This window comes from Mesobacillus sp. MER 48, assembly GCF_023714225.1.
Taxonomy (GTDB): Bacteria; Bacillota; Bacilli; order Bacillales; family Cytobacillaceae; genus Mesobacillus; species Mesobacillus oceanisediminis_A.
The window spans coordinates 102,214-113,429 of record NZ_JAMAUR010000004.1; the positions used below are offsets into that span (position 1 = coordinate 102,214).

Genomic DNA, 11,216 nt, shown 5'->3' on the forward strand with positions numbered 1-11,216 from the left:
AGAAAAAATGAAGATTGTCAAACATCGGTTGTTTTTAATCGGAATGTGCATTCAATTGGCAGCATTATCCTTTCTCCCTTTTATTGAAAAAGCGAATGCAGCTGGAAGTGACGGCGACGGGTTCATCATCCAGGCTGACAGAGTCGTCGGAGAGAATATGAAGGCAACGATTGTGGCTGGCGAGACGTCCGGCTCGAAGGCAAAGCCGATGCTGCGGATCACCTACGATTCCGCACAGATTTATGGCATGAGACTGACTAAACAATTCGCGACTCCAGGAGGAACTGTAAGCATCACAATGAAAGCGAGCGGACCTGTCCATATTAAAGGGATGCAGGTCGATGCCAGTGCGATTTCTTTCCAGGGAGCATGCTTGCACGCATCGAAAATCATACCTAATGCTGCGCTCGAAGGAGTGACGATGGTCGCCCATTCCATGAAAGCCGCAAACAGCAGCCTCGACCAGCTGCAGCTTCAGACAGTCAGCGGCAATGGCGGAGTCCAGAAACCAGGCACCTTGCAAATTTTACAGGAACTTGGATCGATGCCATTCGAACAGATGAAGAAGGAGATTGGAAAAATCACCAGCGGCCAGCTTCCGCTTACATGCGAGGGAGAGGAGGAAAGTGAGGATGCGGTCGGATCCATCACAAATCCAGCCGACGAGCTTCTTGATGACGTGACCGACCCAGTCGATGACGCGATTGGGAAAGTGACCGATCCTCTCGATGATACGATTGGAAAGGTGACCGACCCACTGGATGACACAATTGGAAAGGTGACCGACCCACTCAAGGAGGCGACCGATCCGCTGAAAGATACTGTTGAGAAGGTAACCACACCGGTCAAAGATACAGTAGACAAGGTAGTGTCACCTGTGGATAAGACGGTGGGCAAAGTAACAGAGCCCGTGAAAGAGGTTGTCAAAGAAACGACTGACACCGTCAAAAAAGTGACTGATCCCGTGACAGAACCAGTGAAAGGGACAGTTGACGCCACCGCAAAATCTGCCTGTGAAAAGCTTAAAGCTGCGAATGGTGAAATTACCAAAGAACTGGGCCTGGAATTGATCGACGAAGCCCTGGCGGAAAACAAGATGCTGGATGAACTTTGTCCAACAGATAAGACCCTGACAGATCAGCTTGAAAGCTTGACGGAAGGCCTGCTCGATTCATTGGGCCTGCTTAACCTGCTGGGATTGAAACCGAGCGAGGAAGAACAGCTGAAGAAGATGAGAGAAGCCATTCTAAAGGAACCAGATGGATCAATCATCGATTTTGACTAATAGAAAAGGCAGAGGATCATTCCTCTGCCTGTTAATATTTTATTGCGAAAGATTTATAGGTTTCGGTATTTTCAATCTCGTTCACCTCTATGTGGTCAACAGTGGAAAAAGGATTGCCCCTTCGCACCTCATCAATGAACTTCTCGAGATCAACTTTAGCACCTGAAGCAAGAATCTCAACGCCGCCTTCCCGAAGATTCCTTACCCAGCCTGTAATTCCAAACTGAATAGCTTTCATTTGTGTATAGTACCGATACCCAACACCCTGAACCTCTCCTGACACAATAATCTGTAATTGAATCAAGACGTCGCCCCCAGATAAACAATTAGGTTAACAATATATCTAATATTATATGTAAAGTTTCCTTGATAACTTCATTATAGCACAGTGATATAGGGTGCATAAGGGAAAAGGAAGTTTTAATTTTAGCAGGATCTTTTGTAAAACTATATTAAGCTCGTGATTTTGACAGGTTTGTTGGGAGGAGGGAAAAGCTGTCAAGAAAAGCATGTAATTTTGACAGGTTTGATGGGAATAAAGGTAAAGCTGTCAAAAAAAGCCCGTGATATTGACAGGTTTGAGAGGAATAGAGGAAAAGCTGTCAAGAAAAGCTCGTAATCTTGACAGGTTTGATGGGAGAAGGGTTAAAGCTGTCAAGAAAAGCCCGTGATTTTGACAGCTTTGAGCGGAATAAAGGTAAAGCTGTCAAGAAAAGCTCCTAATCTTGACAGGTTGGATGGGAGAAAGTGTAAAGCTGTCAAAAAAAGCCCGTGATTTTGACAGGTTTGAGAGGAATAGAGGAAAAGCTGTCAAGAAAAGCTCGTAATCTTGACAGGTTTGATGGGAGAAAGTGTAAAGCTGTCAAAAAAAGCCCGTGATTTTGACAGGTTTGAGAGGAATAGAGGAAAAGCTGTCAAGAAAAGCTCGTAATCTTGACAGGTTTGATGGGAGAAGGGTTAAAGCTGTCAAGAAAGGCCCGTGATTTTGACAGGTTTGAGAGGAATAGAGGAAAAGCTGTCAAGAATAGCTCGGAATTTTGACAGGTTGGATGGGAGAAAGTGTAAAGCTGTCAAAAAAAGCCCGTGATTTTGACAGGTTTGATGGGAGAAGGGGTCAAGCTGTCAAAAAAAGCGCGTGATTTTGACAGCTTTAAAGAGGAAAGAGAAAAAGCTGTCAGAAATGCAGCCATGTTTGGACAGGTTAGAGGGCAACAATGGAAAAGCTGTCCGAAGCAGGCCCATGTTCGAACAGGTTGGATGAGAAAAGCAGGAAAGCTGTCCGAAGCAGAGCGGAAGTCCAGAAAGTCCTCACAAAAAACAGCCGAACAAAATGTCCGGCTGTTACCTTGAATATTAATCACAATCTTACAGTGCCCAGTCACCATTGCGGAATACTGGTTCAGCTGTACCATCGGCTGTGATGCCGTCGATATCCATTTTATCAGAACCGATCATGAAGTCGACGTGGGTGATGCTTTCGTTCAGGCCGTTTTCAGCCAGTTCTTCGGAAGACATCGTCTTGCCGCCTTCTACACAGAAAGCATAAGCGCTTCCGATTGCGAAGTGGTTGGATGCGTTCTCGTCAAATAATGTGTTGAAGAACAGTACATTTGATTGAGAGATTGGCGAGTTGAATGGTACAAGGGCAACTTCACCAAGATAGTGTGAACCTTCGTCTGTCGCGACTAGCTGCTTGAGGATTTCTTCGCCTTCTTCTGCCTCGACGCCGACGATTTTTCCGTTTTCAAAAGTAAGCTTGAAGTTGTCAATGATGTTTCCGCCGTAGCTAAGTGGCTTTGTGCTAGAAACATAACCGTTCACGCCTGTTTTTGATGGAACAGAGAAGACTTCTTCAGTCGGCATGTTGGCCATGAATTCGTGACCTTGCTCGTTCACACTGCCGGCGCCAACCCAGATATGTTTTTCTGGAAGCTCGACTGTCAGATCTGTCCCAGGTGCTTTGTAGTGAAGCTTCTTGTAACGCTTGCTGTTCAGGTAGTCAACTTTTTCATGAAGGGAAGAGTCGTGCTGTTTCCATGCAGCCACTGGATCCGGAGTATCTACGCGGACTGCCTTGAAAATTGCTTCCCAAAGCTTTTGGACAGCAGTTTCAGGAGGATCCTCAGGGAACACCATTTTTGCCCATCCTTCAGAAGGAGCAGCAACAACTGTCCAGCTGACTTTATCAGATTGTATGTATTTGCGGTATTTTGAAAGTGCTGTTCCAGCAGCTTTCTGGAAGTTTGCGATGCGTTCGGACTTAACACCTTTCAACAGGTCAGGACTTGAAGACACGATCGACATGAATGCTGCACCATTTTCAGCCAGGTCTTCCATTTCACGTGCGCGCCATTCAGGATATTCGTTGAATGCTTCATCAGGCGCAAGATCGTATTTTGTCCTGTTTACAACATCATCATTCCAGTTCACGACAACGTTTTTAGCACCTGCATCATATGCCTTTTTAACAACAAGACGGACAAACTCAGCAGAGTCAATCGTCGTATTGATTACAAGCGTCTGGTCTTTCTGGATGTTCACGCCAACCTTGACAGCAAGGTCCGCATATTTTTCTAAGTTCGTTTGGAAATCACTCATTTATTTCGCCCCTTTTCTGAATCTTCTTTTATATTGTAACGATTTCATAGGAAAAAAGAAACTTAAGACATTCGACTTTTGCAGACAATGGGAGAGCTCGCCTAAGATGCTTTTTAATATCCGACTATGAAAACAACCCATGCAGGCCAAGTTCCCTGCATGGGTTGTTTCAGAAGATTAGACTTCCTAAACATCGGCTGCCTTCCTGTTCTCATACATTCGGAACATCACCCAGAACAGCACCGCGCTTAAAACAGCGAGGATGCTCAGGATGGTGAAGGTCCAGCCATAACCGATCCACACGGTGAGCGGGATGCTGATTGGTGCAATCGTCCGGCCGATGGTATAGCGCAACGAAGCTGCTGCGAAATATTGGCCGCGCATTTTTTCGGGTGCCAGATTCGAAATGAAGGTTTGCTGCAAACCGGCCGTCATCAGCTCAGCCAGTGTGAAGACCGCCATTGCTAAAATCAACCCCCAGATCCAGTGTGTCGCGCCGAACATCAGGATGGAGACGGCATAAACAAATGAAGATAACACAAATACATTCCGTTCAGGGAAGCGCGTCACCCACTTTGTCACAGCGACGGTGAAGAGAGCGACAAGCAATCCGTTCTCGGAAAGAATCAAGCCAAAGGCCTGCTCGCCATTCACGGTGAACACCTTGCTGCCAAATTCTAAAACGGTTTGATTATTCACCATTTCTTTTGTATAAACAGGGAATAACAAATCGAGCTGCATGAAAGTCTGTGCTGCTAAAATCCCGGCGATGATGAACATGAGGAAAACTTTGTCCTGAATTATGACCTTGTAGTCAGCAATTTGTTCTTTGAGGAAATCATACCATTTCCCATTTTCCGTACGTGCCTGCTTCGCGGAAGCAGGCACCGTTTCACGCGTCCATTTTGCCAGGACAAGTGCAAGCAGGATCGAGATAATCGCCACGGCAATCATCAATTCAAATCGGTATTTCACGTAAAAAATCGCCCCCAATATCGGGCCGACAACGACTGCAATATTGATTTGTGTATAAAAAATCGCGAACACACTGCTGCGGTCTTTTTCAGGGACGACGTCGGCGACCATCGCCTGGCTCGCCGGCCAGTAGATGGAGCCAAATACGCCGACAAGCGCGAAACAGATAAAACCAAGCATGGGTGAGGTGTACCACGGTGAGACCGCGTAGGCAAAAATAAGGAACGCGATGCCCTGTCCGAATGCTGATATCACCATCATCCTCTTGCGGCCGAATCTGTCTGCCGTATAGCCCCCAAGCAAATTGGCGAACACCGAGAACACCTGGGAAAAAATCAGCAGGAATCCAGCCTTGTCCTTCCCAAAGCTTTCGGCAAAATAAATCGTTAAAAACGGGAAAAACATCCAAAATGTTATATTCATCAACGCTTCACCAAACAGGCGAATCTTCAGGTTCCGGTCCCAATCTCTTATTCTCATGATGCTGCTCCTTAGTTTCCTTTTAAAATATAAGCTTTTCTTAGCCCCTCGCCCTCGAGGAGCTTGCGCTTTTCGATTTTAATAACAACCAACGAATATCATACTACTCCCAAGGAATTTTTTACAAGTCACACCCTTCGCTTCCATAAAAACAGCACCGCCAGATGATGGTCTGGGGTGCTGCTCTAAGACTATTCCTTATCCTCAAGTGCTGCTTTCAGCAGATCTCCAAGGCTTGTGCCGAAGTTTTCCTGGGATGGAGCGTATTTTTCCTTCAGCTTGCGTTCCTCGCGCTTCGTTACGCCTTTTTTCTTATCCTCAGCTTTTTCGACGACATTGCAGCGTCGGCATTGGAAGTAGGCGCCTGCCTTGCCGTTATGGATTTCCATCCGCTTGTGGCATTGCGGGCAGCGGCGCTGGGACAGCTTAGGGTCCTTATGCTTGCGGAAGCTGCATTCAGGGCTTGAGCAGACAAGGATGCGTCCTTCTTTTGTCTTGCGTTCCTTCATGAATTCTCCGCATTCAGGGCATTTTGAGCCAGTCAGGTTATGGGCACGATAGGTTTTGTCGCTTTTCTTGATCTCGGAAACAAGGAGGGAGGTTTGTTCACGTATCCGTTTTTTGAATGCCTTTGGATCGCCTTTGCCGCGGGCAATCTCCTCCAGTTCTTTCTCCCATTTCGCGGTGAGTTCAGGGGAGGTCAGTTCCTCGTTGACAAGATCAAGAAGCTGTTTCCCTTTCCGCGTTGAGAAGAGGCGGCCGTTCTGGCGCTCGACTACCTCTGATGAAATCAGGCGTTCGATGATTTCTGCCCTTGTTGCCGGCGTACCGAGGCCGAATTTCTCCATCTTTGAAAGAATATCTGATTCAGACAAACGCAAAGGCGGCTCAGTCTTCTTTTTGTTCACAGTCACCTGGCCGACATTGTAGCTTTTACCTTTTTCCAGATGGCCAAGAGATTGAGTAGCGGCGTCATCCTCATCTTTTCCAAGTACCTTTTTAAAGCCGGTCTCAAGGATGTTCGTTTCGCGGGCAGATAATGTTTCTCCCTCGACCTCGAAGCTGGCATGGACAACCTCGTATTGGTAAGCTGGATAAAATAAAGCCAGGAACCGGCGGACAATCAAGTCGTACAGCTTCCGCTCATCAGGTGACAAATCTGCCAGATGAAGCCGTTCCTCTGTCGGGATGATGGCATGGTGGTCGGTAACTTTTCCATTATTGAAGACCCGGCGTGCCTCGACTTTGCCTTTTTGAGCGACTGCCGGTTTCGCTTCATCCCGATAACCTGACATGATTCCCTGAAGGCGGTCGAGCATCGTGGCTTCCATATCGGTCGTCAAATAGCGCGAGTCTGTCCGGTATCTATAAAAAAATGTACATAAATAATTTCTGTGCATTAATAGTCGATAATCCTTATTTTATTAATGTTTTATCAAAAAAATCAATTGGTTTTATTGTGCATTAATCTATTAAGTGATATGGTTGTTAGGAAGATTACCAGTTTCCTATTTTTTAATACAAGAAAGGATTCTTATGGAAAATAAAAATGTAGTTGACTTTGACCAAAGTGGATACATCAAATTTATTGTTCGTTCAGTTTGGTCACAAATTGCTAAAAGCAAAGACGGGAGCCCGGATGAAAAAGAATTTGCAGTTATTGCAATAAAAAATAGACGAAACAATAAGTCCATGATTCATCCTTTAACAGACTTTATATTTTATAAGTGGAAGTATAGTGCTTTTAATACAATGAAATCTCATGCCTATAACCTTGTTAAATTCCTTAATTTCCTTATTGAAAATAAGACCTATTACAATCTTTCTTCTTTAACCGACTTAAACTTAGAACATGGTAGTGATTTTTTAAATGAGCTAACTTATAATCAGGTTCCTCGTAGTACAGTAAAAAAAATAGAAAGAACCCTTACAGAGTTCTATATTTATTTAGCAAAAAGAAATTTTATCACTATTGAAATGGATACATTCGAGAAAAAAACTAAACCATACAATAAATACGAAACTTACTATGTCTCCCCTTTCCATGAAGTTAATTACCTAGGTGATAAAAAGAATAATATTTTACATACCCTACCAGATGAATATATTCTATATTTCTTAGAAATGGCCTTTCAAACCAAAAGTGTAATTGCATTAGGGGTGTATATGCAATTTTTTGGGGGATTAAGGGTAGGTGAAATTGTAAACTTACGTCTAATGGATGTAAGTACTCTTGGGTCCTATGGTGAAAATGGATTAGTTCTTAACATTGAAAGTCGGACCCTAAGAACCGATCTTAGTAATACATCTGGATCAAATTATGTTAAAAAGCCTAGGTATCAGTTGGTATTAGGATACAAAAATTGGGCAAAGGTTTTTTATAAAACTCATCTTGAAATATATCCTGCTAAAAGTGGTTCCGATCCACTTTTTATAAATAAACATGGCTACGCTTTAACTGGACAAAGTTACAGATATTATTTTAATAAATTAAAGGAAGAGTTTCTTTCATACTTAAGAAGCTCAAATAATGCTGATGATAAAATGGCCTCACTGACCTTAGCAAGTTTCAAGTGGTCAACGCACTTAGGAAGAGGTGTTTTTAGTAATCTTTTAGCTGAAGAAGCGAAAAATCTTTATGAAGTTTCATTTCCTCGTGGAGACAGTAGCTTTGAATCCGTTATGCCCTACTTTGCGAATACAACAAGAATGAAAGAAAAACTAGAAAACCGTTTAGATACTTTATATGGATCAAACAGTCCAGACCTTACAAAACCAGAGTCTAGCCAAAGTTAAAATCATAGACTTTAAAAGGATGTGCCAAATAATGTCCTATTTAAATGTTGAGGAAGCAGCTAAAATACTCTCTTGCAACAAAAGTACAATTAGAAGCTATATAAAAAAAAACAAACTTCCTAATGCGTTTCAAAAAGAAAATAGTCGTTCCTATCTCATACCAGAATCAGACATTGATACGCTCAAAGATGAGCTTACAACTACTCCCGAAGGTTACTTAACAATTCCAGAAGTTGCATCAAGATTGTCATGTTCTGATTCCAACATAAGAATTTATATCAAACAAGGAAAATTCCCTAATACAATTGAAAAAAAACACGGTCGAGGCAGATTAATTCCAAAGTCTGATGTAGAAGATTTCGAACAAGCCCTTAAACCAGACGGTTATGTCTCCTTAGAACACGCTGCTAATATGGTATCATTAAACACTAATACTATTCTTCGTTATATAAATGATAACAAACTTTCTAATCACAAAGTTGGGCGGAAATATTGGATTCTTGAAAAGGATATACTTAACCTTCAACAAGATTTAAGCATACCAAAAGGATATATAACAACTAAAGAAGCTGCTAAACGAATGTTGTGGAGTGAAAGTCATATTTTAACATACATTAGAACAAATAAACTCCCTAATTCTGTTTTAAGAGGGGCAGGTCTAGGTTATCTCATTCCCGAATTGGATATTGATAATTTGAAGCGAAATTTGGCGTTACCAGAAGGATACATACCATTAAAAGAAGCAGCAAAAATATTAGGTATTAGTATAGCTACCCTTAGAGATTATATTAAAGTTAACAAATTTCCAAACACTATTTTCAGAAACCAAACTGAAGGTTATTTAATTTTAGAATCAGATATCTCAGCATATGAAAAATCTCTTGTGATACCTGATGGCTTCTTAACTGTGTCTCAAGCTGCGCAGAAACTCAGCTGTCATGAGGAGTCAGTTAGGGAACATATCAGAAAAGGAAACTTTCCTAACTATATTCGCGGTCATAAAAATGAATACTTAATATTAGAAACAGATATTCAATTACTTGAAATGCAAAGGCCAAATAAGTTACCTGGACATATAACAATCAAAGAAGCTGCTGAAAGATTGGCATGTCATCCAGATACTATAAGAAAATATATAAAAGTAAATAAATTCCCGAATGCTATCTTAAGGGCACGAAGAGAGGGCTATTTTATCCCGGAAACAGATATTGAAAGTTTTGAGTTAGCCTTATCAATACCTCCTGGCTATTTAACCATTAGTGAAGTTGCTGAAAGGTTAAAATTTAGCGAGGGCTATACTAAACAGCTTATATTAAATAATCGATTCCCAAGAGCTTATAAAATGGCAACAGGAAGTTGGGTTATACCAGAAGCAGATATTGCTAATTATGAAACCTCACTGTATCAGCAGTTTACACCTGAAACAAAAGGTCAGTTCACCACTCTCGATGCGATCAATAAGTTTAAATACAAATCATTGAACTTGGAAATACCAAACACACTCCAAAATTCATTTGATTTGTATATGGAGTTTGTTAATCACACGCTATCTAATAGTAAAGCAAATGGAGACACACTAAACAAGAAAGTGGTTTATTACGCAAATACAATTGATGCTATAATATCGATTATTCCTAGAGAAGTATATCTTCTTACAGACAGAGAAATTGAAGGAATACTGCAATCAAAAAGCACTCCTGACTATGTTAAACAATACTTTGTTTCTTTTCTTCAATATTGTGCAAAACGTGTAAATTGTAATTTTAAAAATAATTATAATATGGCAAACAAGGATCCCAAAGACAAAAGTATATATAGCTTTGAAAAGTTTATGGACTACTACAATTATGTAAAAAATATTGAGGTTCATGTCTCAGAAGCAATAAAAACTAAAACAATTGCTCAAACGTGGTTATTTGTTTTAATGCATATGATTAATGCCTGGCGTAAATCAGATATTATTCACGGGCTTCCTTCCATTGATCTAGATGATATCAAAGTCAACTCGCTTAGTTACTTTGAAAAAGAAAGACTTTCGCAAGAACAAGCCCAATTAATTGTGAATCAGGTCTATTTAAAAGTAGGAAAATTGCAGATTTCCAAAACGGGTGCACTTGGACAGTTTTTGTGTCATAACGATCTTGTCGTTCCATTTGCAACTGCCGTAGTAATTGTTGAATTGCACCGTAGAAAATGGAAAGATATCTTATTACTAGAATCCATCAGGCACAATTTCATTAACAAAAAGTTTTTTAAGCACAAGAAAGATTTGTCGGATTTTAAAAGTTTAAAAATGAACAGAACTCTACTAACCTATTATTTTCATCACATTAATGAATCAGGAAAAGATGCTGATATTTCATACGAATTAACACGAACGATGCGATTTCATAAAGATCAAGACTCAACAACTGTTTATATACAATTTACCAATGAAGATGGGCCTCTAGATAAAGTTTCTCTTAACCTGTTTAATCGCGGCCATTTTGGTTGGTTGTATAATAGTATGATTAACTTATATACGGAGCAGAGTCCACAGACACTAGAAGAACGAACAAAGATGATACAGTTATACCGTGACAGCTATGCACCTATTCAATTGGAAGGTCTATCGTCTTTCTTACTAAAGGAACAAAATAATGAGAATTCGTTACCATTGCGCTTAGCAATGATGTCAAAAAAAGAATTAGAAATTAAATTAAAGAAGATTTTCCACGGAGAAATGCCTGCTAAAATGAAACATGCTCAATGCTTTATATTTCCTAAATGTAGTAATAAAACGGCTACCTCCTGTTTAAATTGCGAATATATTATACCAAAAGACTACCTATTATTTTCAATAGGTGAGGAATTAAAGAGACTGATTGAATCAATTAAATCAACGAAATTTGAGGCAATACGAAAAAGAGATTCATCTCTGTTATTTAAGGTTTTATTTATTTTAGATCAAGCAGCCGTTGAGTTAGGTAAAGAGTATATTGGAACATTTATTGACTTACGGGATTTAAAGAGTTCTTTAATTGATATTCAAGATAATTTATCTGTTACATCTAAGGTATCAGAAACTAAAGTATAAAGGTTG

6 protein-coding genes and 1 pseudogene are annotated in these 11,216 nt (G+C 40.8%); 3 read left to right on the top strand and 4 right to left on the bottom strand.

Features of this window, described 5'->3' with window-relative positions:
* Positions 1-7: 7 nt before the first annotated feature.
* A complete protein-coding gene (locus M3593_RS15330; protein ID WP_251544663.1) occupies positions 8-1,285 on the top strand; it encodes a hypothetical protein in 1,278 nt (425 codons plus the stop codon).
* A 31-nt stretch (positions 1,286-1,316) separates the two neighbouring features.
* On the opposite strand, the gene M3593_RS15335 is transcribed toward M3593_RS15330, so the two are convergent.
* The 4 genes and pseudogenes from M3593_RS15335 to M3593_RS15350 form a co-directional block, all read right to left on the bottom strand.
* On the bottom strand, positions 1,317-1,589 hold the full coding sequence (locus tag M3593_RS15335; RefSeq protein WP_144475219.1) for an acylphosphatase: 273 nt from the start codon (positions 1,587-1,589) through the stop codon (positions 1,317-1,319).
* Between the two features lie 1,061 nt (positions 1,590-2,650).
* Positions 2,651-3,883, bottom strand: a complete 1,233-nt coding sequence (locus tag M3593_RS15340; protein WP_251544662.1) for an aminopeptidase — start codon at positions 3,881-3,883, stop codon at positions 2,651-2,653.
* Between the two features lie 186 nt (positions 3,884-4,069).
* Positions 4,070-5,338 (bottom strand): MDR family MFS transporter, encoded by a 1,269-nt coding sequence (locus M3593_RS15345; protein ID WP_251544661.1) that lies wholly within the window; start codon positions 5,336-5,338, stop codon positions 4,070-4,072.
* 191 nt (positions 5,339-5,529) lie between these two features.
* Positions 5,530-6,699: pseudogene (locus M3593_RS15350) on the bottom strand (DNA topoisomerase); the annotation flags it as partial.
* 175 nt (positions 6,700-6,874) lie between these two features.
* On the opposite strand from M3593_RS15350, the gene M3593_RS15355 reads away from it, so the two are divergent.
* Both M3593_RS15355 and M3593_RS15360 read left to right on the top strand, forming a co-directional pair.
* Positions 6,875-8,134 carry a site-specific integrase gene (locus M3593_RS15355; RefSeq protein WP_251544660.1) on the top strand — a complete coding sequence of 420 codons (1,260 nt, stop codon included), beginning with the start codon at positions 6,875-6,877 and terminating at the stop codon, positions 8,132-8,134.
* Positions 8,135-8,165: 31 nt separating this feature from the next.
* On the top strand, positions 8,166-11,210 hold the full coding sequence (locus M3593_RS15360; RefSeq protein ID WP_251544659.1) for a helix-turn-helix domain-containing protein: 3,045 nt from the start codon (positions 8,166-8,168) through the stop codon (positions 11,208-11,210).
* Positions 11,211-11,216 lie beyond the last annotated feature (6 nt).